Source organism: Paracoccus denitrificans (assembly GCF_900100045.1).
GTDB lineage: Bacteria > Pseudomonadota > Alphaproteobacteria > Rhodobacterales > Rhodobacteraceae > Paracoccus > Paracoccus denitrificans.
In genome coordinates this window covers 48903-74899 of record NZ_FNEA01000010.1, presented here as the reverse complement: position 1 = coordinate 74899, position 25997 = coordinate 48903, and the positions used below count along the sequence as shown (strand labels likewise).

25 protein-coding genes are annotated in these 25997 nt (G+C 67.9%); 13 read left to right on the top strand and 12 right to left on the bottom strand.

What is annotated here, in order from left to right; translation table 11 throughout:
- Positions 1–10: 10 nt before the first annotated feature.
- Positions 11–1672, bottom strand: coding sequence for a thiamine pyrophosphate-binding protein (locus BLT64_RS10500; protein ID WP_011746978.1), 1662 nt, complete (start codon positions 1670–1672; stop codon positions 11–13).
- 151 nt (positions 1673–1823) lie between these two features.
- On the opposite strand from BLT64_RS10500, the gene smpB reads away from it, so the two are divergent.
- From smpB to BLT64_RS10475, 5 genes are all read left to right on the top strand, one after another.
- Complete coding sequence (gene smpB, locus BLT64_RS10495; RefSeq protein ID WP_011746977.1) at positions 1824–2294, top strand: SsrA-binding protein SmpB; 471 nt, start codon at positions 1824–1826, stop codon at positions 2292–2294.
- Positions 2295–2359: 65 nt separating this feature from the next.
- Positions 2360–3220: a 3-mercaptopyruvate sulfurtransferase gene (gene sseA, locus BLT64_RS10490; RefSeq protein WP_011746976.1), complete on the top strand. Its 861-nt coding sequence runs from the start codon at positions 2360–2362 to the stop codon at positions 3218–3220.
- Complete coding sequence (locus tag BLT64_RS10485; RefSeq protein ID WP_011746975.1) at positions 3220–4404, top strand: amino acid aminotransferase; 1185 nt, start codon at positions 3220–3222, stop codon at positions 4402–4404. The genes sseA and BLT64_RS10485 overlap by 1 nt, the downstream gene beginning before the upstream one ends.
- Positions 4405–4546: 142 nt before the next feature.
- On the top strand, positions 4547–4993 hold the full coding sequence (locus BLT64_RS10480) for a hypothetical protein (RefSeq protein ID WP_011746974.1): 447 nt from the start codon (positions 4547–4549) through the stop codon (positions 4991–4993).
- A complete protein-coding gene (locus BLT64_RS10475) occupies positions 4990–5850 on the top strand; it encodes a TerB family tellurite resistance protein (RefSeq protein ID WP_011746973.1) in 861 nt (286 codons plus the stop codon). Before BLT64_RS10480 ends, BLT64_RS10475 begins: the two co-directional genes overlap by 4 nt.
- Here the strand turns inward: BLT64_RS10475 and BLT64_RS10470 are convergent.
- From BLT64_RS10470 to ubiA, 3 genes are all read right to left on the bottom strand, one after another.
- On the bottom strand, positions 5847–6173 hold the full coding sequence (locus tag BLT64_RS10470) for a hypothetical protein (protein ID WP_011746972.1): 327 nt from the start codon (positions 6171–6173) through the stop codon (positions 5847–5849). The genes BLT64_RS10475 and BLT64_RS10470 overlap by 4 nt on opposite strands.
- A 30-nt stretch (positions 6174–6203) precedes the next feature.
- Positions 6204–8474, bottom strand: coding sequence for an OmpA family protein (locus tag BLT64_RS10465; RefSeq protein WP_041530080.1), 2271 nt, complete (start codon positions 8472–8474; stop codon positions 6204–6206).
- A 62-nt stretch (positions 8475–8536) separates the two neighbouring features.
- Entirely contained in the window at positions 8537–9508 is a 972-nt protein-coding gene (gene ubiA / locus BLT64_RS10460) for a 4-hydroxybenzoate octaprenyltransferase (protein WP_011746970.1), read from the bottom strand.
- Between the two features lie 16 nt (positions 9509–9524).
- Here ubiA and BLT64_RS10455 point away from each other — a divergent pair, with 16 nt between their 5' ends.
- A complete protein-coding gene (locus BLT64_RS10455; protein WP_011746969.1) occupies positions 9525–10244 on the top strand; it encodes a 16S rRNA (uracil(1498)-N(3))-methyltransferase in 720 nt (239 codons plus the stop codon).
- Between the two features lie 238 nt (positions 10245–10482).
- Positions 10483–10677: a DUF1127 domain-containing protein gene (locus BLT64_RS10450; RefSeq protein ID WP_011746968.1), complete on the top strand. Its 195-nt coding sequence runs from the start codon at positions 10483–10485 to the stop codon at positions 10675–10677.
- Between the two features lie 120 nt (positions 10678–10797).
- On the opposite strand, the gene BLT64_RS10445 is transcribed toward BLT64_RS10450, so the two are convergent.
- Positions 10798–11667 carry a 50S ribosomal protein L11 methyltransferase gene (locus tag BLT64_RS10445; RefSeq protein WP_011746967.1) on the bottom strand — a complete coding sequence of 290 codons (870 nt, stop codon included), beginning with the start codon at positions 11665–11667 and terminating at the stop codon, positions 10798–10800.
- Positions 11668–12252 carry a peptide-methionine (S)-S-oxide reductase MsrA gene (gene msrA / locus BLT64_RS10440; RefSeq protein WP_011746966.1) on the bottom strand — a complete coding sequence of 195 codons (585 nt, stop codon included), beginning with the start codon at positions 12250–12252 and terminating at the stop codon, positions 11668–11670.
- A 139-nt stretch (positions 12253–12391) separates the two neighbouring features.
- Between msrA and BLT64_RS10435 the strand changes: the two genes are divergently transcribed.
- On the top strand, positions 12392–13375 hold the full coding sequence (locus BLT64_RS10435; RefSeq protein ID WP_011746965.1) for a P1 family peptidase: 984 nt from the start codon (positions 12392–12394) through the stop codon (positions 13373–13375).
- A 3-nt stretch (positions 13376–13378) separates the two neighbouring features.
- Here the strand turns inward: BLT64_RS10435 and glmS are convergent, their stop codons facing one another.
- Entirely contained in the window at positions 13379–15196 is a 1818-nt protein-coding gene (glmS, locus tag BLT64_RS10430) for a glutamine--fructose-6-phosphate transaminase (isomerizing) (protein ID WP_011746964.1), read from the bottom strand.
- Position 15197: 1 nt separating this feature from the next.
- Positions 15198–16538, bottom strand: a complete 1341-nt coding sequence (glmU, locus tag BLT64_RS10425) for a bifunctional UDP-N-acetylglucosamine diphosphorylase/glucosamine-1-phosphate N-acetyltransferase GlmU (RefSeq protein ID WP_011746963.1) — start codon at positions 16536–16538, stop codon at positions 15198–15200.
- A gap of 104 nt (positions 16539–16642) precedes the next feature.
- Between glmU and BLT64_RS10420 the strand changes: the two genes are divergently transcribed.
- A complete protein-coding gene (locus tag BLT64_RS10420; protein WP_011746962.1) occupies positions 16643–17317 on the top strand; it encodes an HAD-IA family hydrolase in 675 nt (224 codons plus the stop codon).
- A gap of 59 nt (positions 17318–17376) precedes the next feature.
- Here BLT64_RS10420 and bfr read toward each other — a convergent pair whose 3' ends face one another.
- Both bfr and BLT64_RS10410 read right to left on the bottom strand, forming a co-directional pair.
- On the bottom strand, positions 17377–17862 hold the full coding sequence (gene bfr / locus BLT64_RS10415) for a bacterioferritin (RefSeq protein WP_011746961.1): 486 nt from the start codon (positions 17860–17862) through the stop codon (positions 17377–17379).
- Positions 17810–18100: a (2Fe-2S)-binding protein gene (locus tag BLT64_RS10410; protein WP_011746960.1), complete on the bottom strand. Its 291-nt coding sequence runs from the start codon at positions 18098–18100 to the stop codon at positions 17810–17812. The genes bfr and BLT64_RS10410 overlap by 53 nt, the downstream gene beginning before the upstream one ends.
- A gap of 121 nt (positions 18101–18221) precedes the next feature.
- Between BLT64_RS10410 and queA the strand changes: the two genes are divergently transcribed.
- Genes queA through lpdA form a run of 4 tightly spaced genes read left to right on the top strand, consistent with a single transcriptional unit; the run spans position 18222 to position 22603 of the window.
- The gene (queA, locus tag BLT64_RS10405) at positions 18222–19277 is read left to right on the top strand and encodes a tRNA preQ1(34) S-adenosylmethionine ribosyltransferase-isomerase QueA (protein ID WP_041529764.1); all 1056 of its coding nucleotides are present in this window, start codon (positions 18222–18224) and stop codon (positions 19275–19277) included.
- Complete coding sequence (locus tag BLT64_RS10400) at positions 19277–20527, top strand: MFS transporter (protein ID WP_011746958.1); 1251 nt, start codon at positions 19277–19279, stop codon at positions 20525–20527. The genes queA and BLT64_RS10400 overlap by 1 nt, the downstream gene beginning before the upstream one ends.
- A 57-nt stretch (positions 20528–20584) precedes the next feature.
- Positions 20585–21166, top strand: coding sequence for a DUF924 family protein (locus BLT64_RS10395; RefSeq protein ID WP_011746957.1), 582 nt, complete (start codon positions 20585–20587; stop codon positions 21164–21166).
- A 45-nt stretch (positions 21167–21211) separates the two neighbouring features.
- Complete coding sequence (lpdA, locus tag BLT64_RS10390; protein ID WP_011746956.1) at positions 21212–22603, top strand: dihydrolipoyl dehydrogenase; 1392 nt, start codon at positions 21212–21214, stop codon at positions 22601–22603.
- Between the two features lie 86 nt (positions 22604–22689).
- Here lpdA and BLT64_RS10385 read toward each other — a convergent pair whose 3' ends face one another.
- Together BLT64_RS10385 and BLT64_RS10380 are read right to left on the bottom strand one after the other, a co-directional pair.
- Positions 22690–23859, bottom strand: coding sequence for a M20 aminoacylase family protein (locus BLT64_RS10385; RefSeq protein WP_011746955.1), 1170 nt, complete (start codon positions 23857–23859; stop codon positions 22690–22692).
- 98 nt (positions 23860–23957) lie between these two features.
- A complete protein-coding gene (locus BLT64_RS10380; RefSeq protein ID WP_011746954.1) occupies positions 23958–25787 on the bottom strand; it encodes an ABC transporter ATP-binding protein in 1830 nt (609 codons plus the stop codon).
- Positions 25788–25997 lie beyond the last annotated feature (210 nt).

Genomic DNA, 25997 nt, shown 5'->3' with positions numbered 1-25997 from the left:
ATCGTCAGGTCTAGGCCCGGCGCAACCCGGCCGCGCCCGCCGCGCGGGTTTCGGCAAGGGTGGCCCCCGTGCTCAGCGCCTCGGGGTCGAGCATCAACTCCAGCACCGCCAGCCTGCCCGCCGCCTGCGCCCGGGCGAAGGCATCTGCGAAGTCCTCCTGCCGGGTTACCGTCTCGCCATGGCCGCCATAGGCCCGGGCCAGCGCGACGAAATCGGGATTGGCCAGCGCCGTGCCCGAGACACGACCGGGATAGCTGCGCTCCTGATGCATGCGGATGGTGCCGTAATGGCCGTTATTCGCCACGATGACGATGACGGCGGCACCATGCTGGGCGGCGGTGGAAAGCTCGTTCACCGTCATTTGCAGGCAGCCGTCGCCGGCCATGCAAACCACGCTGCGGCCGGGATGCTCCAGCTTGGCGGCGATGGCGGCGGGCAGGCCGTAGCCCATCGAGCCCGAGGTCGGCGCCAGTTGCGTGCCCCAGCGGCGAAAGCGGTAATAGCGATGGACGAAGGCCGCATAGTTCCCGGCGCCGTTGGTGATGATCGCATCCGGCGGCAGATGGTCGGACAGCCAGCGCACCACCGCCTCCATCCGCACGGCGCCGGGGGTGGGGCGCGGCTGCTGCCAGGCCTCGTATGCCGCGCGCAGCCCGGCGGTCCAGCCGTCCCAGCGCCGCGGCACCGGCAAGGCGGCCAGCGCCGCAACCACCACGCGCGGGTCCGCCGCCAGCCCCGGATCGGGCCGCCACAGACGCCCCAGCTCGTCGGGCGAGGGGTGGACATGGATCACCCGGGCATGCGGGCGCACCGGGTCCATCAGCTCGTAGCCGCGCGTCAGCGTGTCGCCCAGCCGCGAGCCCAGCGAAAGCACGCAATCCGCCTGCGAAAGCGCCTGCCCCAGCGCCGGGTTCATGCCGACGCCCAGGTCGCCGACATAGTTCGGATGCGCATTGTCGATATGCCCCTGGCGGCGGAAGGGCACCGCGACGGGCAGGCCCCAGCTTTCGGCAAAGCGCGCCAGGTCGTCGGCGGCCGCCTGCGACCACAGCGTCCCGCCGGGCACGACCAGCGGACGTTCGGCCCCGGCCAGCGCCTGCGCGACGGCCTCGACCGATTCCGCGGCCACAGCGGCCAGCGGCGCAGCGGGCGGCGGCAGGTCCGGCACCTCGGCCCGGGCCGAGATCATGTCCTCGGGCAGCGCCAGCACCACGGGGCCGGGTCGGCCCGACATGGCAAGATGAAAGGCGCGGGAGACATATTCCGGTATGCGCTCGGTCTGGTCGATCTCGGCCACCCATTTCGCCAGCGGGCCGAACATGGCGCGGTAATCGACCTCCTGAAAGGCGTCGCGGTCACGGTCGGCGCGGGCGATCTGGCCGACGAACAGGATCATCGGCGTGCCATCCTGCCGCGCCACATGCACCCCGGCGCTGGCATTGGTGGCGCCGGGGCCGCGGGTGACGAAACCCACGCCGGGCCGTCCTGTCAGCTTGCCATGCGCCTCGGCCATCATCGCGGCGCCGCCCTCGTGCCGGCAGACGACGTTCCGGATGCCGGATGCGTAAAGCCCGTCCAGCACCGCCAGAAAGCTTTCGCCGGGGACCGAGAACACCCGCCCGACCCCGTTCGTCTTCAGCGCATCGACCAGAATCTGCCCACCGTGCCGCATCGCCGTCCCTCCGCTGCCCTTCTTTCCGGGCAGTCTGGGCCAGCTTGCATCGAACTGGCAAGATGCGCCGGTCGATCAGGGCCGATCATGCCGCCGCCATCCGTGCTCCGGCCTTTACAGCCCCGCGCGCCCGCCCTATCTCTGCCCGATCATGGCCACGAAATCCGACCCGAACTACAAGATCATCGCCGAGAACCGCCGGGCGCGCTTCGATTACTTCATCGAAAGCGATCTCGAGGTCGGCATCGTGCTGACCGGGTCCGAGGTGAAAAGCCTGCGCACCGGCCAGTCCAACATCGCCGAAAGCTATGCCTCGGTCGAGAATGGCGAGCTGTGGCTGATCAACGCCTATATCGCCGCCTACAAGCAGGCCGGCGTCTTTGGCCATGAGGAGCGGCGGCGGCGCAAGTTGCTGGTCTCGCGCAAGGAACTGGCGCGGTTGTGGCAGGCCATCGGGCGCGAGGGCATGACGCTGGTGCCGCTGGTCATGTATTTCAACGACCGCGGCAAGGTGAAGCTGAAGATCGGCGTCGCCAAGGGCAAGAAGGTCGCCGACAAGCGCGAAACCGCCGCCAAGCGCGACTGGAACCGGCAGAAACAGCGTTTGCTGAAGCAGGGTTAAGCCTTGCCGCCCCGCGCGGCTGCGGTTACATCGGTGTCGTTTCTGCGCGCGCGGGAGGAAGGCCGATGTCCACCGATTCCGACGATCCGAAAGTGCTGGTCTCGACCGACTGGCTCGCCGCCCATCTGAGCGATCCCGACCTGCGCGTCATCGACGCCACCTGGTTCCTGGAGCCCGGCCGCGATGCGCGGGCCGAATACATGGCCGCTCATATCCCCGGCGCCCGCTTCTTCGACATCGACGAGATCGCGGACAAGCGCAGCGAACTGCCGCATATGGCGCCCCAGCCCGAGATGTTCATCAGCCGCATGCGCGCCATGGGCATCGGCGACGGCCATCAGGTCGTGATCTACGACAATTCGCCCGTGCGCTCGGCGGCGCGGGTCTGGTGGACCTTCAAGCTGATGGGCAAGCAGGACGTGGCGGTGCTGGACGGCGGCTTCGGCAAATGGCTGGCCGAGGGCCGCGAGATCGAGGACATGCCGCCGATCCTGCGCGACCGCCACATCACCGTGCAACGCCAGGCGGCGCTGGTGCGCGACGTGACCCAGGTCGCCGCGGCCAGCAAGCTGGGCGACCATGAGATCGTCGATGCGCGCTCGGCCGAACGCTTCCGCGGCGAGGCGACCGAACCGCGGGCCGGCCTGCGCTCGGGCCACATCCCCGGCTCGAAAAGCCTGCCCTTCGGCCGGCTCTACGACCAGGACGGCACGCTGAAATCACCCGATGCGCTGCGCGCCGAATTCGAGGCCGCCGGCGTGGACCTGTCGAAACCCGTCATCACCACCTGCGGCTCGGGGGTGACGGCGGCCGTGCTGTTCCTGGCGCTTGAACGCATCGGGCACCGGGACCATTCGCTTTATGACGGAAGCTGGGCCGAATGGGGCAGCTTCCCCGACCTTAAAATCGCAACCGGAGACGCGTGATGCTGGGCAATCTGAAACCGCAGGCCCCCGACAAGATCCTGGCCCTGATGGGCGAATTCAGGGCCGATCCCCGCCAGGGCAAGATCGACCTGGGCGTGGGGGTCTACAAGGATGCCACCGGCCACACCCCGATCATGCGGGCCGTCCACGCCGCCGAGCAGCGCATGCTGGAAACCGAGACCACCAAGACCTATGCCGGCCTCTCGGGCGAGCCCGAGTTCCAAAAGGCCATGGGCGAGCTGATCCTGGGCGACGGACTGAAATCCGAGACCACCGCGACGCTGGCGACGGTCGGCGGCACCGGCGCCCTCCGGCAGGCGCTGGAACTGGCGCGCATGGCGAACCCGGACCTGCGGGTCTTCGTCAGCGATCCGACCTGGCCGAACCATGTCTCGATCATGAATTTCATGGGCCTGCCGGTGCAGACCTATCGCTATTTCGATGCCGAGACCCGCGGCGTCGATTTCGAGGGCATGAAGGCCGACCTCGCCGCCGCGAAAAAGGGCGACATGGTGCTGCTGCACGGCTGCTGCCACAACCCGACCGGCGCCAACCTGACGCTGGATCAATGGGCCGAGATCGCCTCGATCCTGGAAAAGACCGGCGCGCTGCCGCTGATCGACCTGGCCTATCAGGGCTTCGGCGACGGGCTGGAAGAGGACGCGGCCGGCACCCGGCTGATCGCCTCGCGCATCCCCGAGGTGCTGATCGCGGCCTCGTGCAGCAAGAACTTCGGCATCTACCGCGAACGCACCGGCTGCCTGCTGGCGCTTTGCGCCGATGCGGCGACCAGGGAGCTGGCGCAGGGCGCCATGGCCTTCCTGAACCGCCAGACCTATTCCTTCCCGCCCTTCCACGGCGCCAAGATCGTCTCGACCGTGCTGACCACGCCCGAACTGCGCGCCGACTGGATGGCCGAGCTGGAAGCGGTGCGCAGCGGCATGCTGCGCCTGCGCGAGCAATTGGCGGGCGAGTTGCGCGATCTCAGCGGTTCGGACCGTTTCGGCTTCGTGGCCGAGCATCGCGGCATGTTCTCGCGCCTGGGCGCCACGCCCGAACAGGTCAAGCGCATCAAGGAAGAGTTCGGCATCTACATGGTGGGCGATTCGCGCATCAACATCGCCGGGCTGAACGACAACACCATCCCGATCCTGGCCCGCGCTATCATCGAGGTGGGGGTCTAAGCCACCGCAAGGGCGCCGGAGACGGCGCCCTTTTTCGTTCCGACCTGTCGACCAGGACAGGCCAGGTGCGACGACAATCCAGTTGCGAGACGCGAACCTGCTGCCTAGAACTAGCGCGTAAGTGGTTGTTCAAGAGGTTGCAATGTCAGAGAGTTTCGTTCCGTCCAGCCTGGACGAGGCCATCGAATTCTGCCAGTCGGCGATGCCGCTGCGAAAGATCAAGGACTTTCTGGACCGCACCGCCCTGTCTGCCGACCTCAAGGCGCTGCTTTACGATCTGGCGCAATTCACCGTGAAGGTCGGAGAGGTCGTGGTCGCCATCGGGCGGCGCATGATCAGCATCGCCATGTGGCTGGCGCAGACGATTCCCAATACCGCTCTTGGCGTGACCGTCGCGCTGGCGTTGACAGCGGTAATAGGAACGGTGCCGGTCATGGGGGGCTTTCTCGCCGTAGCATTGCAGAAACTGCTGCTGCTGATCGGCCTCACGGCAGGCGCGATCGAGGATCTTCGCCAGCACGCGATGAAAGATGCGATCGACCGCATGGCCCGGCAGTTCGCGGCCTTCAACGGCGGGGTCGTGGCATGACGACGGAACAGGACCAGATCGGCGAATTCGACGACGTGAAACGCGTCATCGCCAACGACCTGAAATTCAAGGCCCGGCTGGGCATCCGTGAGGATGCCTTTGCTTCGGTGAAGCTTGGCAAGACCATCGGCAGCCTGTCGGACCTGGGCGGCGCCGCGGCTACCGGGGCCGGTATCGCGCAATCGGGCATGGTCGCATCGACCTTCTTTGCCAAGTCGGGATTGATGGCCGCTCTGGGCATCGGAGGTGCGGCGGCGACTCCGGTGGGTTGGGTCATCGCCGCGGCGCTCGCCAGCGGTGGCGCCTATTACGGGGTGACGAGGCTGTTCAAGGGCTACGAGGATTCCCGCGTCGATGTGGTCCCCCGGTTCCTGAACACCCCCATCGACCTGCTGGGCGCCTCGATGCTGGACCTGATGGGTTCGCTGTCCCTGAAGGTCGCGGCGATGGACGGGCAGGTCGATCCGCGCGAGGTCGCGGTCATCCGCGATTATTTCGTGGATGACTGGGGTTACGATGCCGATTATGTCGATCATGCGCTATCGGTGCTGCAAGCCAATGCCGACAAGTCCCGGCTGGCCGAGATGACCCAGGCGCTGGCCGAATTCGTCCATGCCAATCCCGACTGCAAGTTCACCGCCATCCAGCAGGAGATCAAGGTGCTGCTGCATGAGATCGCCCAGGCCGACGGCAAGCTGGACGAGCGCGAGGACATGGCCATCGAGCGCATCCTGCGGGCGCTGGACGAACAGAATTCGATCCGCGCCTCGATCGGTCGCGCAGCCTCGGGGACGGTTGCGGCGGCATCCTCGGCGGCGGGCTGGATCGGCAGCAGGTTCGGCCTGGGCAAGACCTAACGCTTCAGCTTACGGTCGATATATTCCCGCAATTCCTCGATCTCGGTCAGGCTTTCGCGCAGTTGCCCCTGCGCGGCACGCAACTCGGCCTCGGTGGTCGAGAGCCGGGCAACCAGATCGGCCTCGCGCGTCTCAAGCTCGTCCACGGCGCGGTCACGGGCCTCCTCGGCCTCGTGCAACTGCTGGGCCATGCTCTCCAGTTCGCCCATCTCGGCGCGGGTGACGCGCGACAGGCGATGGATCAGCCAGCTTGCGAACCAGCCCAGCATGAAGGCGGCGAACAGGATGATCGCGGTGGCGACGATGAATTCGGTGCGGTTCATGCGAAGGGCTTCAGGGCAAGGGGTTGCGGATCACGGCGCCGAGGCCGGTTCGGGACGCGGCAGGGGGCGGTTCACATGCAGCGCAGCGCGCGCGGGCATCGTCGCCGCCTCGATGGCGGCGCCGACCAGCGCCTCCTGCACCGCGCGGGTGGCGGCTTCGGCAGGCTCGACCAGTTCCGCAGCCTCCGGCAGCAGGCTCGCGGCCGGCAGGGTCGCGGCCCGCAGCGCCGGCAGTTCCGGCAGCGCGGCCTCTTGCGCGGGCCGGCTGGCGACGCGCGACGGATCGATCCCCGACACCAGCAGCCGGACGGGCTCGGTCGCGGCGAACAGCGCCGCCTCGGGGTCCGTGGGCACGCCCAGGGCGGGACCGATGGCGGCGGTCGCGGCATGCAGCGCCGCGGCCGTGACCCGCGCCGCCACCACCTCGGGACTGTCGGTGACGCCCTTGACCAGTTCGGCGGGGGCCGGAGCTTCGGTCACGACCGGATCGTCGGCCAGCAACAGGAACTCGATGCGTCGGTTGGCCTCGCGCCCGGCATCGGTGTCGTTATCGGCGATGGGCTGGCTCTCGCCATATCCCTTGGCGGTCATGTTGGCGGTGTCGATGCCCGCCGCGGTCATCGCCGCCAGCACCGCCTGAGCCCGGGCGCGCGAAAGCTCGGCATTGAACCCCTCGGAGCCCTGCGAATCGGTATGGCCGCCGATCTCGATGCGGAAATCCGCGCATAGCTTCATCGTCTCGGCCAGCCGTTCCAGCGTCGGCCCCGGATCGCCCGCGATGACGGATTTGTTCGGCTCGAAGCCGATCTCGGACTGCTGCATCGCCGCATTCAGCCGGTCCACGCATTCGATGCCCGAGGGCAGGCCCAGGAGCGGATCCATGCGCCGGTCGTAACGGATCGCCAGCTCATAGCGCGCGCCGGCGCCCAGCCGCTGCGCCAGCCGCGCCGCCGCCATGTCCGAGGCGGTCTGGCTGCCCGAGACGCCGCTGATCCGCACCAGATCCCGCGTCACCTTGGCCTCGCCCCGCGCCAGCCCGTCCAGCGCCTCGAGCGCGGCGATGGCGCGCAGCGTCCAGCCCTCGGGGACCGAGACATCGCTGCGCAGCGCGCTGTCCACCTGGCCAAAGCGTGCCCGTGCCAGGCTTTCCACGGCGTCGCGCATGCGCTCGTCGGTGATGCGGCCGCGCAGGCTGACGCCGCCAGGATCGACCAGGGCAGAGAACTCGGCCGGCCCCGCCTCGGCCTCGCCGGGTTTCTCATGCCGGGCGGCCAGCGTGAAGGCCGGGGGCAGCGCCGCTTCCAGCCGACCCACCGCCTCGTCGAATTGCGCCGCCTCGACATCGGCGGGGGCGAACAGCGCCACATCCGTGTCCGAGATGGTGACCGACCCCGCGCCCAGCGCCTTGATGGCGCGGATGGCCGGGACGGCGGCATCGGCCCAGCGGGGCGAAGGCGCGCCAAGCCCCAGCGTGCATTGCGGCTGGTCCGGCACGCCGGCATCGCGCCCGGCCTCGAGGATGCGGTCGCGGGCGGTTTCGGTATCGGCGGCGCAGGCATCGAAGCGGGTGCCGGTCGCATCCTTGACGAAACGCAGGGTAAAGGGCGCGATCACCGGCCGCGGCGCGGTGATGTCGGCGGTCAGCGTCACGCTCGCCGGCTTGGCACGCTGCAGCGCCGTCTCCAGATCGCGTTTCTCGCGCGGGCTGTCGGCTATGGCGCGGATCGAGACCTCGCCGGCCGCGATCGAGACCTTGGCGCGCTTGGCCAGTTGCGCGGCCTTAAGGCCGAAGGCAAAGGCGTCCTCCCAGCCATCGGGGACCGGATAGTCGGCGCCTTCCATCAGGTCCGAGACCTGGGGCGCGCCGGTCTGGCGCTTCAGCCGCTCGACCAGCGCGACGCGGTCCAGGCTGGCAGGCACGAGGCCGATGATCGAAATGCTCTGGTCGTTGCGCAGAAGCTCGATCTCGAAGGCCGGGGTGGCCAGCTCGGCGCTGGCGGCGACCTGCATCTTGTCGATCACCCGGCCCGAATCGACCACGGTTTCGGCCCGGGCACGGGCGCGGAAACGCTGCACCTCGTCCGGGGCGATGCCTTCGAGCTGGACCTGCAAGCCGTCGGTCCTGACCTGCACCCAGTCGTAATCGGCCAGCGCCGCGCGCAGATCCTCGGCCGAGCGGGTCTCGACGAAATCGGCGGCCGCACGCGCGCCCAGAAAGGACAGGCCGGCCGCCGCCGCAAGGGCGATCAGGCTGGCGGCAAGGACAGGAGCCCGACGCGCGGGTCGCTGGGGATTGGCCATCCGGGGAACCTTCGGGCTGTTTCCGACCCGCCGCATGTAATCCCTGCGCCGACTTTTCGCAATCAGACCAGCCCCGCCAAGGCGAGAAACAGCGCAACCACCAGCCCGGCATCGCGGTTCGAGCGGAAAAGCCGCAGGCAGCCGGCACCGTCCGCCATGTCGAATTGCCGCAACTGCCAGGCCAGATGCGCAGCGAAACCCGCGACGCCCAGCAGGCCCAGCGTCAGGCCCAGCCCCTCGGGCGCCGCCGCCATCACCGCCAGTCCCAGCAGCAGCACCGAGGCGGTGCCAAAGCCCGCCAGCCAGCGCGGCGTGTCGCGCCCGAACAGCCGGGCGGTGGACTTGACGCCGATCAGCGCGTCGTCCTCGGCGTCCTGATGGGCATAGATCGTGTCGTAGAAGATCGTCCAGGCGATGCCTGCAAGGTAGGCCAGCACCGGCGCCGGGGCCAGGTTGCCCATATGCGCCGCCCAGGCCAGCAGCACGCCCCAGTTGAAGGCGAGGCCCAGGAACAGCTGCGGCCACCAGGTGAAACGCTTGGCGAAAGGATAGATCGCCACCAGCAGAAGCGAGGCCACGCCCAGCGCGATGGCCGCACCGCCCAGCGTCAGCAGGATGGCGAAGCCGGCCAGCGACTGGGCGACCAGCCAGACCATCGCCCCCCGGACCGTCACCTGCCCCGAGGGGATCGGCCGCGAGCGGGTGCGTGCCACCTTGTCGTCGATGTCGCGGTCTGTGATGTCGTTCCAGGTGCAGCCGGCGCCGCGCATCAGCACTGCGCCCACGCCGCAGGCCACGGCGATCCACAGATCGCGCCAGCCGGGGCTGCCCGCGATCATCGCCAGCCCGATGCCCCACCAGCAGGGCAGCAGCAAAAGCCAGGTGCCGATCGGCCGGTCGGCGCGGGACAGGCGTAGCCACGGCCTCCAATCGGGCGGTGCGTAGCGGTCCACCCAATTGTCCGGCGGCGCGTCGGCGACGGTGCTTGGGCCCTCTGGCGTCGGCCCCTCTGGCGTCCGGTGGTCGGTCTGCATTAGGCTGCGCCCCATCATGGCGAAAATCAGACTGTTCATAGATCACCCATTGGCCGAAGGACAAGGCATCGAGCTGAATGCCGACCAGTCGCATTACCTTTCCTCGGTCATGCGGCAGGGTGCCGGGGACGAGATCCTGGTCTTCAACGGGCAGGACGGCGAATGGCTGGCGCGGATCGAGCGCATCGCCAAGCGGGGCGGCGCGCTGGAGGCGCTGCGGCAGACCGCGCCACAGTTGAACCCGCCCGACCTGTGGCTGGTCTTTGCCCCGATCAAGAAGGCGCGCACCGATTTCATCGTGGAAAAGGCGGCCGAGATGGGCGCCGCCCGCATCCTGCCGGTGCAGACCGACCACACCAATTCCGAACGCATCCGCCAGGACCGCTTGCAGGCCCATGCCGTCGAGGCGGCCGAGCAATGCGGCGGCACCCATGTCCCCGAGGTCTGCGACCTGGTGCCGCTGTCGCGGCTGCTGGACGGCTGGGATGCCGGCCGGCGCATCCTGTGGGCGGACGAGGCACTGGCGGGGCCGGCACAGGTGCTGTCCGGCCTGCCGCGCGGGCCTTGGGCAATTCTCATCGGCCCCGAGGGCGGCTGGTCCGAATCGGAGCGCAAGCGCCTTTCGGCCATGGATTGCGTCACGCGCATCGCCCTGGGGCCGCGAATCCTGCGCGCCGACACCGCTGCCGTGGCGTCACTGGCGCTGTGGCAGGCCAGCCTGGGCGACTGGCGCTGAACGATCCGGTTTGAATTGTGCAATCTTCCTGCGGGAAAGCGACCCCGCGCGGGAGAATTTTGCGATGCAGCGTCATTTCCGGCCGCTTGCCGCAAAAAGTTAAGAATTCCGGTCCCTTATGCACGCGCTGCATGGCAGAGATGCCGGTTTGTCCGTGGTTTTCGCAAACTGCCCGGCCTATATGCTTTTGCATCAACGAAGCGCCCGATGAGCGGGCAATGATCTCAAGGTGAAAACTATGTCGGCGATTGACACGAACCGCATCCATGGCGGGGCGGGCTCTCTCGGTATTGGCTCGAAAATCTGGGCGGCCCTGTCCGCTTGGAACGATGCGCGCGTGACCCGCAATGCGCTGAGCCGTCTTACGGATCGCGAGCTGGACGATATCGGTCTGTGCCGCGGCGATATCGAACAGATTGCGCGCGCCCGCTAAGCAGCGGTTGAAGACGCGAAATCGGCTGCGTGGGAAACCGTGGCAGACCCTTTTCCAGCCCTGACCGGGCAAGACGACCAGGCGGCCCCGCAAGGCCGCCTTTAGTATTTTCAGCGCCCCTCAGCCGCGCCTGACGACCAGGGTGGACCATTCGCCCATATCGTCGCGCCGCTCCAGCGTCAGCCCGCCTGCCGCATAGGCCGCGATTACTTCCTCGGCCTGGGTGGCCAGGATGCCCGACAGGATCGCCCTGCCGCCCGACGCAAGATGACGTGCCATATCCGGCACCAGGTCGATCAGCGGCTGCTTCAGGATATTGGCGAAAACCAGGTCGAAAGGCGCCGCGTTCTCGATCAGCGGATGGTCGAAGCCGACCGCCTCGACACATTCGACGCGCCCGTCCAGCCCGTTGGCGATGACATTGGCGCGGGCCACGTCCACCGCCTGCGGGTCGATGTCACCCGCCAGCACGATCACCGGGAACGACCGCGCCGCCGCCATGGCCAGAACCGCCGTGCCGCAGCCGATGTCGACGATGCGCCGTGGCTCGACGCCCTCGGCGATCAGCCGGTCCAGCGCCAGCAGGCAACCCTTGGTCGTGGCGTGATGGCCGGTGCCGAAGGCCATCGCCGCCTCGATCAGCAGCGCCTCGGCGCCCGCGGGCACCTTGTCGACATCATGGCCGCCATGGACGAAGAAGCGTCCGGCCTCGACCGGCGAAAGCTCGCGCCGGACATGGGCCACCCAATCCACCTCCGGCAGTTCCGAGACCACGAAGGGCTCGGCGTTCCAGGCCGCAGCCAGAAGCGCCAGGGCCACGTCGTCGGGGGCCTCGGTGAAGTAAAGCCCTACCTCCCAGCGGTTCGAGCCATCCTCGATCTCGAAGACGCCGCTGCCGACGGGCTCGGGGGTCAGATCCTCGCCCGCCTCGGCAAGCGCCTCGGCCGCCTCGCGTCCGATGGTGTGGGTCAGCGCGGTCCAGGTCGCCATTCAATATCCCTCGGCTATGTCGGTCAGGGGTGCTTTGACACCCGTGCCGCGCAAGCCGCAATAGCCATCTGGATAACGGTCGAGATATTGCTGGTGATCGTCCTCGGCCCGCCAGAACGGACCGGCGGGAAGGATCTGCGTGGTGATGTCGGGATAGCCCTGCACGGCCAGCCGGTTGCCGTAATCGGCCTTGGAAAGCTCCGCCGCCGCCTTCTGGCTGTCGTTGAACACCATGATCAGCGAGCGGTATTGCGAGCCCACGTCGTTGCCCTGGCGGTTGCCCTGGGTCGGGTCGTGGTTTTCCCAGAAGATCTGCAACAGCCGCTCATAGCTGACGCGCGAGCTGTCATAGACCACGTGCACCACCTCGGCATGGCCGGTGCCGCCGGCGCAGACCTGCTTGTAGCTGGGATTCTCGGTCGTGCCGCCGGCAAAGCCGACCTCGGTCAGCCAGACGCCCTCCTGCTGCCAGAACAGCCGTTCGACGCCCCAGTAACAGCCCATGCCGAAGATCGCCTGATCGTATCCTTTCGGCATTTCGGCATCGAGCGGGCGGCCGAAGATCCTGTGAATGGGGGCATTCATGGTTGCGTCCTTTCGCATGTCCTGCCGCATTAGGTAGGCGCGGCGGCATCGTCCTGCAACGCCGGAATGCGGGCGCGGGTTGCAGCCGGCGGGTCGCGTCGTGCAGATTGCAGGCCGATCCCCCTTGCAGGAGGCCCCGATGCGACCCGGACCGCGAAACCTGATCACCGACGTGCCCGGCCTGCGGGTCGGCAATGCCCGCGACGACGCCCTGCGATCGGGTGCGACGGTGCTGCTTTGCGAGACGCCCTTTGCCTGCGGCTTCAACGTCATGGGCGGCGCGCCCGGCACGCGCGAGACCGAGCTGCTGGCCCCCGACAAGCTGGTCGGCGGGGTCGATGCGCTGGTGCTGTCGGGCGGCTCGGCCTTTGGGCTTGCCGCCTGCGACGGCGTCTCGGACGGGTTGCGCGCCATGGGCCGCGGCTTCCAGATCGGGCCGGTGCGCGTGCCCATCGTGCCCGGCGCCATCGTCTTCGACCTGCTGAACGGCGGCGACAAGGATTGGGACGCCAACCCCTATCCCGCGCTTGGCCGCGCGGCACTGGCGGCGGCCGGCGCCGATTTCGCGCTTGGCAGCGAGGGCGCGGGAACGGGCGCGCTAACGCATCGCTGGAAGGGCGGGCTCGGCTCGGCCTCGGCGATGCTGGAGGACGGCATCACCGTCGGCGCGCTGGTGGTGGTGAATGCGCTGGGATCGGTGACGGCGGGCGAGACCCGGCAATTCTGGGCCGCGCCGTGGGAGCTTGCGGGCGAATTCGGCGGGCTGGGCCTGTCCGGCCCCTACCCCGCCGGCGACGAGCCCAACCCGGCGAAGCGGCTGGGCGAGGCCACGACCATCGCCATCGTCGCGACCGACGCGGCGCTGGACAAGGCCGGGCTGACGCGGCTGGCGACGGCGGCGCAGGACGGCATGGCCCGCGCCATCGTACCCAGCCACACGCCTTTCGACGGCGATCTGGTCTTTGCCGTCTCGACCGGCGCGAAGCCCCTGCCCGATCCGGCGCTGACGCCGTTCCGGCTGGGCCATGCCGCGGCCTGCACGCTGGCCCGCGCCATTGCGCGCGGCATCCATGCGGCAAGCCCGCGGCCGGGCGACCTGCAACCCTGCTGGCGCGAGGGATAGGCCCTATTCCACCGTCACCGATTTCGCCAGGTTGCGCGGCTGGTCCACATCCGTGCCCTTGGCGACCGCCGTGTGATAGGCCAGATACTGCATCGGCACGGCATAGAGGATCGGCTGGAACAGCCCGCCGCCCGGCGGCATGGCCAGCCTGGCGTGAATGCCGTGACCGCCCGTCTCCAGCCCCTCGGGATCCGAGATCAGCAGCACCTGCCCGTGCCGCGCCATGACCTCCTGCATGTTCGAGACGGTCTTTTCGAACAGCGCGTCGCGCGGGGCCAGCACCACCACCGGCACGTTGCGGTCGATCAGCGCGATGGGGCCGTGCTTCAACTCGCCCGAGGCATAGCCCTCGGCATGGATGTAGCTGAGTTCCTTGAGCTTCAGCGCCCCCTCCAGGGCCACCGGGTAAAGCGCGCCGCGGCCCAGATACAGCACGTCCTGCGCCTCGGCCAGCCAGCCGGCCAGGCGGCGGCATTCGTCGCTGACCGTCAGCGCCTGGTTCAGCAGCCCCGGCAGCGCGCGCAGATCGGCAAGATGCGCCGCCAGTTCGGAATCCGTCAGCCGGCCGCGATCCCGCGCCGCCTTCAGCGCCAGCACCGCCAGGACCGCAAGCTGGCAGGTGAAGGCCTTGGACGAGGCCACGCCGACCTCGATCCCGGCCAGCGTTGGCAGGGCGATATCGGCATCCCTCGCGATGGCCGAGGTGCCCACGTTGACCACCCCCACGGTGCGGGCCACCTTGTCGCGAGCGTAATGCAGCGCGGCGAGCGTATCCGCCGTCTCGCCCGACTGGCTGACGAAGATCGCCCAGCTTGCCGGCGAAAGCGGCGGCTCGCGATAGCGGAACTCGGAGGCCACATCCAGGTCGCAGGGCAGGCCCGCCAGCGATTCGAACCAGTAGCGCGCGACATGGGCGGCATAGAAGGCGGTGCCGCAGCCGACCAGCGTCAGCCGGTCCACGTCGCGGAAATCCAGCGCCTCGGGCAGCACGATCCGGTCGCCCTTGATATAGTGGTTCAGCGCATCGCCCAGCACCACCGGCTGCTCGGCGATCTCCTTGGCCATGAAATGCCGATAGCCGCCCTTGTCGATGCGGGTCGCGCCCACGTCGATCTGCTGGATCTCGCGATTGGCGGGGCGGCCCTCGGCGTCGAAGATCTCGGCGCCCGAACGGCGGATGACGGCATGGTCGCCATCCTCCAGATAGGTGATCCGGTCGGTAAAGGGCGCCAGCGCGATGGCATCCGAACCCAGGAACATCTCGCCCTCGCCATGGCCGACGGCCAGGGGGCTGCCCTTGCGGGCGGCGATCATCAGGTCGGGCTCGCCCTCGAACAGGAAGGCCAGCGCAAAGGCGCCGTCGAGCCGCGCCAGCACCGCCCGCGCCGCCTCGACGGGGGCAAGGCCCTGCCCCATGTGCCAGGCGGTCAGCAGCGCCACCGTCTCGGTATCGGTCTGCGATTCCGGCTGCATCCCCAGTCGCGTCACCTCGTCGCGCAATTCGCGGAAATTCTCGATGATGCCGTTATGGACCACGGCCACCGGCCCGCGGCGATGCGGATGGGCGTTGGCCTCGGTCGCGGCGCCATGGGTCGCCCAGCGGGTATGGCCGATGCCGGCGTGACCTGCCAGCGGCTCGTGCACCAGCCGGTCGGACAGGTTCACCAGCTTGCCCACGGCACGGCGGCGATCCAGATGCCCCGAGGCATCCACCGTCGCCACCCCGGCGCTGTCATAGCCGCGATATTCCAGCCGCTTCAGCGCCTCGACCAGCTGCGGCGAAACCTCGTGATCGCCCAGAATTCCGATGATGCCGCACATGTCAGTTCCCTTTCTTCTGGCGCAACGCCTGCATCAGCCGCGTGGCAAGCCCCGGCTTCACGACCTGCTTGGCGCGTCCCAGCGCCAACGCATCGTCCGGCACGTCCTCGGTGATGACCGAGCCCGAGCCGGTCATCGCCCGCGCCCCCACGCGCACCGGCGCGACCAGCATGGTGTCCGAGCCGATGAAGGCATGCGCCCCGATCTCGGTCCGGTGCTTGCTGACGCCGTCATAGTTGCAGGTCACGGTGCCGGCGCCGATATTCGTGGCCTCGCCGACATGGGCATCGCCCAGATAGGTCAGGTGGCCGACCTTGGCGCCCTCGTCCAGCACGCTGTTCTTGATCTCGACGAAATTGCCGACATGAACGTCGCCGCCCAGTTCCGCACCGGGCCGCAGCCGGGCAAAGGGGCCGACCGTGGCGCCGGCGCTGACATGGCAACCCTCCAGATGGCAGAAGGGCAGGATCTCGGCGCCGCTTTCCACCGTCACCCCGGGGCCGAAGACCACGTTCTGCCCGATCACCGCATCACGGCCGATGCAGGTGTCGAGCGCGAACCAGACCGTCGCCGGATCTGTCATGGTGACGCCGTCCTCCAGCGCGCGGGCTCGGGCGCGGACCTGGAAGGCGGCCTCGGCGGCGGCCAGTTCGGCGCGGGTGTTGATGCCCAGCGTCTCGGCTTCGTCGCAGGTCACGACCTCGACCCGGTGTCCGGCGGCGCGCGCGAGTTCGGGAATGTCGGTCAGGTAATATTCGCCGGCGGCATTGCGGTTGCCGATCATCGGCAAGAATTCGCGCAACAGCGCCGCATCCGCCGCCAGGACGCCGGAATTGACCAGCCGGATCGCGCGCGTCGCCTCGTCGGCATCCTTGTATTCGACGATCCGCTCCAGCCCCTCGGGGCCGGTGACGAGACGGCCGTAGCGACCGGGATCGGAGGCCTCGAAGCCCAGCACCACCACGTCGGCGGGATGGGCGGCAAGGCTTGCCAGCGTCTCTTGCCCGATGAAGGGCGTGTCGCCGTAAAGCACGATCACCCGGCCCTCGAAACCCTCCAGTTGCGGCAGGGCCTGGCTGACGGCATGGCCGGTGCCAAGCTGCTGTTCCTGCAGGGCGATTTTCGCCTCTGGGTTGAGTTTCGCCACCGCCTTGGCCACCGCCTCGGCGCCATGGCCGGCGACGACGACGACCGCCTCGGGCTCCAGCGTCCGGCCCGTGGAAAGCGCGTGGCCGACCAGCGGCACGCCCCCCAGACGGTGCAGCACCTTTGGCAGGTCCGACTGCATGCGGCTGCCCTGCCCGGCAGCCAGCACGATCAGCGCGACGGGTTTCTCGGTCATCTCTGCCCTCTTGCCTGTTCCTTATCCTTGCGGGGCGTTCTACCTAGAGGGCAACGGTGGGGAAAGACCCCGAAGCATCAAACATCTTGACGGAAGGTTACAGCATGGCAGGAACGGTGGTCTTCGATCTGGACGGCACGCTGGCCGACACCTCGGGCGACCTGATCGCGGCGGCGAATGCCTGCTTTCAGGCGCGCGGCCTGGGCCCGCTGCTGGACCCGGTCGAGGATGCGCTGATCGCCTTTCACGGCGGGCGGGCCATGCTGCGGGCGGGCTATGGCCGCCTGCCCGCCGACCGGCTGCTGCCGCCCGGCGCCGAGGACGAGGACTATCCCCGCCTGCTGGTGCATTACGGCAAGGCCATAGCCGTGCATACGCGGCTTTATCCCGGCACCGAGGCCGCGCTGGAGCAACTGGCGGCAGCCGGTCACCGGCTTGCGGTCTGCACCAACAAGCCCGCCGCCCTGGCCGAGACATTGCTGCGCCAACTGGGCATCCGCGACCGCTTCGCCGCGATGATCGGCGCCGACACGCTGCCGGTGCGCAAGCCCGATCCCCGCCCCTATGCCGCCGCGGTCGAGGCAGCGGGCGGGACGGTGGCGCGATCCTTCCTGGTCGGCGATACCGAAACCGACCGCAAGACCGCAGCCGCCGCCGGTGTGCGGGTGGCGCTGGTCGCCTTCGGCCCCGAGGGAGAGGCGCTGCGCCGCCTGGCGCCCGAGGCGATGCTGGCGCATTTCGACGACTTGCCGGGCCTGGCCGCCGACTGGCTGGCCTGAGCCAAAATCAAAGGGGGCCGCGAAGGGCCCCCTGACAAGCGGATCTGCCGCGACAAGCCCTACTCGGCCTCGTCGGCGGATTTGGCGTTGAGCTGGCCATAATTCTGCGCGCCGATTTCCTCGTAGAGACCCAGCTGGGTTTCCAGGAAGTCGATATGCCCTTCCTCATCGGTCAGCAGCGCGTCGAACAGGTTCTTGCTGACGTAATCGCCGACCTTGTCGCAATATTCCCGCGCCTCGATGTAAAGGGTGCGGGCGTCGTGTTCGGCCGCCAGATCGGATTCCAGCGTTTCCTTGAGGTTCTGGCCGATCCGCAGCGGGTCCAGCTTCTGCAGGTTGGGATGGCCTTCCAGGAAGATGATTCGCTGGATCAGCCGATCCGCGTGATGCATCTCCTCGATGGATTCGGCGCGCGACTTGTCGGCGACCTTGCCGTAACCCCAGTCTTCTTGCAGCCGATAGTGCAGCCAATACTGGCTGACCGCGGTGAGTTCAGACCGTAGCGCTGCGTTGAGATACTCGATGACCTTTGCGTCGCCCTTCATGGCTTACCCCTGTGCGGTTGGCTTTCAGCCCCCTGAGAATGGGGGGCACAGCCAGATTATCGCATCCGCGCATGGTGTCCAGAAACAAAGGCATACAGCCCCCGCAATCGGCACGCTTGCCGAGTGCGTGGTAGATCTTGCCGGGGGTGATGATCGTCTCGGGGTCCGCGGCACGCATCCAGTCAATGGCAGCCTTGATGTCGTAGTCCGAGATCTGGGTGCAGTGGCAGACGATCATTTACTCACCTTCGGTTGGACAAAACTTACCCATTTCCTCGGATAAGTAAAGCCTGAGTTTTTCACTTTGTGATGACCTCCCGCCTTGACGCTTCCCAATGGCCCGGACAGAACCTAAGCCCATGAAGCTGGACGATTTCGACTTTCACCTGCCCGAGACATTGATCGCGACGCGCCCGGCGCGGCCGCGTTCCTCGGCGCGGCTGCTGCTGGCGCAGGGCGATTCGATTCGCGACCTGCATGTGCGCGACCTGGCGGATCTGCTGGGTTCGGGCGACCTGCTGGTGCTGAACGACACCAAGGTCATCCCGGCGCGGCTGAACGGCACCCGCGCCCGCCAGACCCCGCAGGGCGAGGCGGTGGCAAAGGTCGAGGTCACGCTGCTGGAGCCCGTCGCCCATGGCTGGAAGGCGCTGGCGAAGCCGCTGCGCAAGCTGAAGCCGGGCGAGGTGATCCGCTTCGGCAGCGCGCTGTCCGCCGAGGTGGCCGAGATCGCCGGGGGCGAGCTGACCCTGCGCTTCGACGCCACGGGCGAGGCGTTCGACGCCGCGCTGGCGCAGGTCGGCGCCATGCCGCTGCCGCCCTATATCGCCGCGCTGCGCGCCCCGGACGAGGCCGACCGCCAGGACTACCAGACCGTCTGGGCACGCAATTCCGGCGCCGTCGCCGCCCCCACCGCCAGCCTGCATTTCGACGGCGAGTTGCTGGACGGGCTGGCGGCCAGGGGCGTGCGCTTCACCCATGTCACCCTGCATGTCGGCGCCGGCACCTTCCTGCCGGTCAAGGTCGAGGACGTGACCACCCACAAGATGCACGGCGAATGGGGCGAGGTCACGCCCGAGGCGGCGGCGGCGATCAACGCCACCCGCGCCGCGGGCGGGCGGGTGATCCCCGTCGGCACCACGGCGCTGCGGCTGATCGAATCGGCGGCTGCCGAGGACGGCACCGTCCATCCCTTCCAGGGCGTTACCGAAATCTTCATCTATCCCGGCTATCGCTTTCGCGTGACGGATGCGCTGATGACCAATTTCCACCTGCCGAAATCGACCCTGCTGATGCTGGTCAGCGCCCTGATGGGCCAGGACCGGATCCGCGGGATCTATCGCCATGCGGTGGAATCGGGCTATCGCTTCTTCAGCTATGGCGACGCCTCCCTGCTGATTCCGAAGGACCCGTGATGCTTACCGTGCTGCGCACCACCTGGCCGTTGCTTCTGGGCATCCTGCTCTTGATGGTCGGGAACGGGATGCAAGGCACGCTCCTGGGCATTCGCGGCAAGATCGAGGGCATATCGACCACCCAGATGTCGGTGGTCATGTCGGCCTATTTCGGCGGCTTCCTGCTGGGCTCGCGCGTGGTGCCCGAACTGATCCGCCAGGTCGGCCATGTGCGGGTCTTCGCGGCGCTCGGCTCGCTGATCTCGTCGGTGCTGATCCTTTACGCGGCCGCGCCGCACTGGATCTCATGGTCGCTGATGCGGCTCCTGATCGGGTTCTGCTTCTCGGGGGTCTACATCACCGCGGAAAGCTGGCTGAACGCCGGCACCACCAACGAGAACCGCGGCCAGGCCATGTCGGCCTACATGATCATGCAGATGCTGGGCATCATTTCGGCCCAGTTCCTGATGAACACGGCCGATCCGGCGGGCTATCTGCTGTTCGTGATTCCCTCGGTGCTGGTCAGCGTCTCGTTCCTGCCGATCCTGCTTTCGACGCAGCCCGCGCCGCAATTCGCGACCCTGAAGCGCATGAGCTTCGGCAGCCTGTTCCGCGTCTCGCCGCTGGGCTGCATCGGCATATTCCTGATGGGCGGGGTGTTTTCGGCGCTGTTCGGCATGGCCTCGGTCTGGGGCTCGACCAAGGGGCTTTCGGTGCGAGAGATCTCGGCCTTCGTTGCCGCGATCTATGCCGGCGGGCTCTTGCTGCAATATCCGATCGGCTGGCTTTCGGACCATGGCGACCGGCGCTTCATCGTGCTGGGGCTGTCGGTGCTGGGTGCTGCGGTCAGCCTGGCGACGGTGACGCTGCAGCCGGACATCTGGGGCCTGCTGCTGGCGGCGGCGCTGATCGGCGGCGTGGCCAATCCGGTCTATTCGCTGCTCTTGGCCTATACCAACGACTTCCTGGACAGCAGCGACATGGCCGCCGCCTCGGCCGGGCTTCTGTTCATCAATGGCGTGGGCGCCATGGCCGGGCCGTTGATCACCGGCTGGCTGATGTCGCTGCTGGGGCCGGACGGGTTCTGGGTCTATATCGGCCTGCTGCTGGCGGTGCTGGCCTTCTATGCCGGCTGGCGCCGCACCCGCCGCCCGGCCGCCCCGGTGGCGGATCAGCAAAGCTTTGCGGTCATCGCCCCCTCGGCCACGCCCGTCGCGGTCGAGGCGGCGCTGGAAACCGCCAGTTCCGACGACGGCGACAAACCCGCCTGACGGGGTTGCGGCAGGCGGCATGCTCTGCAACCATCCGGGAAAACGGAGGGCGCAGCCATGACCGACACCGTGACACCCGAGGGCATCAACCGCTTCTGGCTCGACGAGGTCGGCGAGGAGGGCTGGTATGCCCGCTCGGACGATCTGGACGAAACCATCCGCCAGCGCTTCCAGCCGGCCTGGGCGCGCGCCGCCGACCTGGTGCCCGGCTGGGCCACGACGCCCGAGGGCGCGCTGGCCGGGCTGATCCTGACCGACCAGTTCCCGCGCAACATGTTCCGCGAGGATGCCCGCGCCTTCGACACCGACCCGCTGGCCCGCAGCCTTGCCCGCGAGGCCATAGCCAACGGCTTTCACCTGCGCATCGAACCGCCCGGCCGGCAGTTCTTCTACCTGCCCTTCGAGCATTCCGAGGATCTGGCCGACCAGGAGCGCGCGGTCAGCCTGTTCGCCGAATTCATGCCCGGCGAGAACCTGCGCCATGCCGAGTTGCATCGCGACGCCATCGCCAGGTTCGGCCGCTTCCCCTGGCGCAACGCGGCGCTGAACCGCGTGCCCACGGCGGCGGAAAGCCGCGTGATGGAGGCCGGCGGCTATGGCGCGCTGGTCTCGGGCAAGCTGTCGCTTGCTGACGTCTGAAAATTGGTTTAACGCTGAACTATCTTTTCTGATAGGGGGACATCCATGGCGCAGAGCTTTGACATGGTGGTGATCGGTTCCGGCCCTGGCGGCTATGTCTGCGCCATCCGCGGCGCGCAGTTGGGGCTGAAGGTGGCCTGTATCGAGCGCGAGCATCTGGGCGGCATCTGCCTGAACTGGGGCTGCATCCCGACCAAGGCGCTGCTGCGTTCGGCCGAGGTCTTTCACCTCATGCACCGCGCCAAGGAGTTCGGGCTGTCCGCCGACAAGATCGGCTACGATCTCGGCGCCGTGGTGCAACGCTCGCGCGGCGTGGCCAAACAACTCGCCGGCGGCGTCGGCCACCTGCTGAAAAAGAACAAGGTCACCGTCATCATGGGCGAGGCCAGCCTGACCGCCCCCGGCAAGATCAGCGTCAAGACCGACAAGGGCACCGAGGAAGTCACGGGCAAGGCCATCGTGCTCGCCACCGGCGCCCGCGCCCGCGAATTGCCGGGACTGGAGCCGGACGGCGACCTGGTCTGGAACTACAAGCACGCCCTGCAGCCGCCGCGCATGCCGAAAAAGCTGCTGGTCATCGGCTCGGGCGCCATCGGCATCGAATTCGCCAGCTTCTTCAACACGCTGGGCGCCGACACCACCGTGGTCGAGGTCATGGACCGCGTGTTGCCGGTCGAGGATGCCGAGATCTCGGCGCTGGCCAAGAAACAGTTCGTCAAGCAAGGCATGAAGATCCTGGAAAAGGCGGCGGTCAAGAAACTCGACCGCGCCAAAGGCAAGGTCACCGCCCATATCGAGACCGGCGGCAAGACCGAAACGCATGAGTTCGACACGGTGATCTCGGCCGTCGGCATCGTCGGCAACGTCGAAAACCTCGGGCTGGAAAAACTGGGCGCCAAGATCGACCGCACCCATGTCGTCACCGACGAATATTGCCGCACCGGCGTCGAGGGGCTCTATGCCATCGGCGACGTGGCCGGCGCGCCCTGGCTCGCGCACAAGGCCAGCCATGAAGGCGTCATGGTGGCCGAACTGATCGCCGGCGGGCACCCGCATCCGATCAAGCCGAATTCGATCCCCGGCTGCACCTATTGCAACCCGCAGGTCGCCTCCGTCGGCCTGACCGAGGAAAAGGCCAAGGCCGCCGGCTACGAGGTCAAGGTCGGCCGCTTCCCCTTCATCGGCAACGGCAAGGCCATCGCGCTCGGCGAACCCGAGGGGCTGATCAAGACCGTCTTCGACGCCAAGACCGGCGAGCTTCTGGGCGCCCACATGGTCGGGGCCGAGGTGACCGAGCTGATCCAGGGCTATGTCGTCGGCCGCACGCTGGAGACCACCGAGGCCGAACTGATGGAGACGGTCTTCCCGCACCCGACGCTGTCGGAAATGCTGCATGAGGCCACGCTCTCGGCCTATGGCCGCGCCATCCATTTCTGAACGGCAAAGGGGCCTCGCGGCCCCTGATTTCTCCGTTTCACAAATACTCTCGGGGGTCCGGGGGCAGACAGCCCCCGGTCCGGCCGTCACGCCAGGATCGGCATCCGCGCCTCGACCATGCCGGCATACCAGCTCGACCCGGCCGGAATCGCATTGTCGTCGAAATCATAGGCGGGGTGATGCACCATGGCGGTGTCGCCATTGCCGACGAAGATATAGGCGCCGGGACGTTCGTTCAGCATATAGCTGAAATCCTCGCCCGCCATCAGCGGCTCCATCTCCATGTTCACCTCGCCCGCCACCTGGCGCGCCACCTCGGCCGCGAACCCGGTTGCTTCGGGGTGGTTCATCGTCACCGGATAGCCGCGGTCGTATGTCACCTCGGCCGCGGCGCCGAAGGCCGCGGCGGTATGGGTGGCGACGCGCTTGATGCCCTCTTCCAGCTGGTCGCGCACCTCGGGGGCAAGGCTGCGGGCGGTGCCCTTCAGCTTCACCACCTGAGGGATGACGTTATGCGCGGTGGAATCGGTCTGCACCACGCAGACCGAGATCACGCCGCTTTTCAGCGGATCAACATTGCGCGCCACGATGGATTGCAGCGCCACGATGATCTGCGCCGCGACCAAGGTGGTGTCGATCGCCTCATGCGGCTTGGCGGCGTGCCCGCCCTTGCCGGTGACCACGATGTCGAACTGGTCGGCGGCGGCCATCATGGCACCCTCGCGGATGGCAAAACTGCCGGTCGGATAGCCGGGCATATTGTGCATGCCATAGAATTCCTGGATGCCCCAGCGATCCACCAAACCGTCCTGCACCATGGCCAGGCCGCCTGCCCCGCCCTCTTCGGCGGGCTGGAAGATCACCACGGCGGTGCCGTCGAAATTGCGCGTCTCGGCCAGGTATTTCGCCGCGCCCAGCAGCATGGCGGTATGGCCGTCATGGCCGCAGGCATGCATGACCCCCGGATTTTTCGAGGCATATTCCGCCCCGGTCTGCTCGTTGATCGGCAGCGCATCCATGTCGGCACGCAGCCCGATCACCCGGCCGCTGCTGTTGCTGCGGCCCCTGATGACGCCCACCACGCCGGTGCGGCCGACGCCCTCGTTCACCTCGTCCACGCCGAAGCCGCGCAGCAGCTCGGCCACGCGGCCGGCGGTGCGGTGGACCTGATAGTCGAGCTCGGGATTCTCGTGGAAGTCGCGGCGCCAGGCGGTGATCTCGGGCAGCAATTCGGCAAAGCGGTTCTTGACGGGCATGTGACGATCTCCTTCGGCCGGCAGGTTACGCCTTTCGCACCGCACCGCAAGGCCGCGCAGCCGGGCGCGCGGCATTGCGTGGCGCAGGTGCCCGCGCCTTATCCATGCGTCGCCGGCTCGGCCAGCACCAGATGGCCGGGCGCCACCTCGCGATAGACCGAGGGCGCGGGCACATGGCCGACGGGATGGATCGGCGAGGGGATGGGACGAAAGCGCAGGTCCTCGCCGATCTTGCGGCGGCGCGGATCGGCGACCGGCACGGCGGCCATCAACTGGCGGGTATAGCCGTGCTGCGGGTTCTCGAAGACCTGCCTGCGGGTGCCGATCTCGACGATGCGGCCCAGATACATGACGCCGACATGATGGCTGACGCGCTCGACCACCGCCATGTCATGGCTGATGAACAGCATCGAGATGCCAAGGTCGCGCTGCAATTCCATCAGCAGGTTCAGCACCTGCGCCTGCACCGAAACGTCCAGCGCCGAGACCGCCTCGTCGGCGATGATGAGCTTCGGGTTCAGCGCCAGGGCGCGGGCGATGGCGATGCGCTGGCGCTGGCCGCCCGACAGCTCGTGCGGGTAACGCTTCATGAAGCCGCGCGGCAGTTCCACCCGGTCGAAAAGCCGGGCGATGCGGTCTCGGCGCTCGACGCGGTTGCCGATGCCGTAGTTCAGCATCGGCTCCTCGATCTGGTCGAGCAGGCGCATCTGCGGGTCGAGGCTGGCGAACGGGTCCTGGAAGATCATCTGCATGTCGCGCCGCGCCTTGCGCAGATCAGATGCACCCAGGGCCAGGATGTCGCGCCCGCCAAGGCTGACCTGGCCCGAACTCGGCTCGACCAGCCGCAGGATCGAGCGTCCGGTGGTGGACTTGCCGCAGCCCGATTCGCCCACCAGCGACAGGGTCTCGCCGGCATTGACGGTAAAGGAGACGTCCTCGACCGCATGGACCTGCGCCACGGTGCGGCGCAGGATGCCGCCCTTGACCGCAAAGCGGGTGCAAAGGTTCCTGACCACCAGCAGCGGCGCGGGCGCAGGCGGGATCACGGGCTCGGGCCGCGCCACCTGCCCCTCGCGCATCAGCCGCATCGGCTCGGGCGCATCGCGCCCGGTCATCTCGCCCAGCCGCGGCACGGCGGCAAGCAGCGCCTGGGTATAAGGCTCGCGCGGGGCTTCGAAGATCTGGCCGACCGGGCCTTCCTCGACCTTGTTGCCGCGGAACATGACCACGACGCGGTCGGCCATCTGCGCCACCACCGCCATGTCATGGGTGATGAACAGCACCGCCATGCCGGTCTCGCGCTTCAGGCGGTCGATCAGGGTCAGGATCTCGGCCTGGATGGTCACGTCCAGCGCCGTGGTCGGCTCGTCGCAGATCAGCAGGCGCGGGCGGCAAGCCATCGCCATGGCGATGACGACGCGCTGGCGCATCCCGCCCGAAAGCTCGTGCGGATACTGCCGCAACCGCCGCTCGGGTTCGGGGATGCGCACCTCGTGCAACAGCTCCGGCGCGCGGGCGCGGGCCTGGGCGCGCGTCAGGCCGCGATGCACGATCAGCCCCTCGGCCAGCTGCTCGCCCACGGTAAAGACCGGGTTCAGCGCCGTCATCGGCTCCTGGAAGATCATCGCGATCTCGTTGCCGCGAATGTCGCGCATCGCGGCGGGCGGGGCCTTGGCGAGGTCGATCTCGTCCCGCTCGCGCTGGAACAGCAGCCGGCCATTGGCGATCTCGCCGCCGCCGAATTCCACCAGCCGCATCAGCGACAGCGAACTGACCGATTTGCCCGAGCCGGATTCGCCCACCACGCAAAGGCATTCGCCGGGCCGGATGTCGAAGGACAGATCCTCGACGCCCGTGACCGGGCCGTCATGGGTCTGGAACTCGACCCGCAACCCCTCGATCCTGACCAGCGGCTTCGTGTCCAGCATTCGCGCCCCCTGACCATCGCTGCGGCATTCAGGCTAATGCGCCGCCACCGCATTGCAACCTGAAACCGGGACGGAAACTTGTTTCTTGCTTTTCAACCGGGACCTGTCTGAAACTCGGCGCATCCGAGGGACAGCAAGACCGGGGAAACGGCAAAGGCAGAAGACCACCAAAACCGGCAGCACCAGACGTCCCGCGCAAATCCACCAACA

Excerpts from the sequence above, each read along its gene's own strand:
- BLT64_RS10500 (WP_011746978.1), bottom strand. The coding sequence starts at position 1,672 with ATGCGGCACGGTGGGCAGATTCTGGTCGATGCGCTGAAGACGAACGGG.
- smpB (WP_011746977.1), top strand. The coding sequence starts at position 1,824 with ATGGCCACGAAATCCGACCCGAACTACAAGATCATCGCCGAGAACCGC.
- sseA (WP_011746976.1), top strand. The coding sequence starts at position 2,360 with ATGTCCACCGATTCCGACGATCCGAAAGTGCTGGTCTCGACCGACTGG.
- BLT64_RS10485 (WP_011746975.1), top strand. The coding sequence starts at position 3,220 with ATGCTGGGCAATCTGAAACCGCAGGCCCCCGACAAGATCCTGGCCCTG.
- BLT64_RS10480 (WP_011746974.1), top strand. The coding sequence starts at position 4,547 with ATGTCAGAGAGTTTCGTTCCGTCCAGCCTGGACGAGGCCATCGAATTC.
- BLT64_RS10475 (WP_011746973.1), top strand. The coding sequence starts at position 4,990 with ATGACGACGGAACAGGACCAGATCGGCGAATTCGACGACGTGAAACGC.
- BLT64_RS10470 (WP_011746972.1), bottom strand. The coding sequence starts at position 6,173 with ATGAACCGCACCGAATTCATCGTCGCCACCGCGATCATCCTGTTCGCC.
- BLT64_RS10465 (WP_041530080.1), bottom strand. The coding sequence starts at position 8,474 with ATGGCCAATCCCCAGCGACCCGCGCGTCGGGCTCCTGTCCTTGCCGCC.
- ubiA (WP_011746970.1), bottom strand. The coding sequence starts at position 9,508 with ATGCAGACCGACCACCGGACGCCAGAGGGGCCGACGCCAGAGGGCCCA.
- BLT64_RS10455 (WP_011746969.1), top strand. The coding sequence starts at position 9,525 with ATGGCGAAAATCAGACTGTTCATAGATCACCCATTGGCCGAAGGACAA.
- BLT64_RS10450 (WP_011746968.1), top strand. The coding sequence starts at position 10,483 with ATGTCGGCGATTGACACGAACCGCATCCATGGCGGGGCGGGCTCTCTC.
- BLT64_RS10445 (WP_011746967.1), bottom strand. The coding sequence starts at position 11,667 with ATGGCGACCTGGACCGCGCTGACCCACACCATCGGACGCGAGGCGGCC.
- msrA (WP_011746966.1), bottom strand. The coding sequence starts at position 12,252 with ATGAATGCCCCCATTCACAGGATCTTCGGCCGCCCGCTCGATGCCGAA.
- BLT64_RS10435 (WP_011746965.1), top strand. The coding sequence starts at position 12,392 with ATGCGACCCGGACCGCGAAACCTGATCACCGACGTGCCCGGCCTGCGG.
- glmS (WP_011746964.1), bottom strand. The coding sequence starts at position 15,196 with ATGTGCGGCATCATCGGAATTCTGGGCGATCACGAGGTTTCGCCGCAG.
- glmU (WP_011746963.1), bottom strand. The coding sequence starts at position 16,538 with ATGACCGAGAAACCCGTCGCGCTGATCGTGCTGGCTGCCGGGCAGGGC.
- BLT64_RS10420 (WP_011746962.1), top strand. The coding sequence starts at position 16,643 with ATGGCAGGAACGGTGGTCTTCGATCTGGACGGCACGCTGGCCGACACC.
- bfr (WP_011746961.1), bottom strand. The coding sequence starts at position 17,862 with ATGAAGGGCGACGCAAAGGTCATCGAGTATCTCAACGCAGCGCTACGG.
- BLT64_RS10410 (WP_011746960.1), bottom strand. The coding sequence starts at position 18,100 with ATGATCGTCTGCCACTGCACCCAGATCTCGGACTACGACATCAAGGCT.
- queA (WP_041529764.1), top strand. The coding sequence starts at position 18,222 with ATGAAGCTGGACGATTTCGACTTTCACCTGCCCGAGACATTGATCGCG.
- BLT64_RS10400 (WP_011746958.1), top strand. The coding sequence starts at position 19,277 with ATGCTTACCGTGCTGCGCACCACCTGGCCGTTGCTTCTGGGCATCCTG.
- BLT64_RS10395 (WP_011746957.1), top strand. The coding sequence starts at position 20,585 with ATGACCGACACCGTGACACCCGAGGGCATCAACCGCTTCTGGCTCGAC.
- lpdA (WP_011746956.1), top strand. The coding sequence starts at position 21,212 with ATGGCGCAGAGCTTTGACATGGTGGTGATCGGTTCCGGCCCTGGCGGC.
- BLT64_RS10385 (WP_011746955.1), bottom strand. The coding sequence starts at position 23,859 with ATGCCCGTCAAGAACCGCTTTGCCGAATTGCTGCCCGAGATCACCGCC.
- BLT64_RS10380 (WP_011746954.1), bottom strand. The coding sequence starts at position 25,787 with ATGCTGGACACGAAGCCGCTGGTCAGGATCGAGGGGTTGCGGGTCGAG.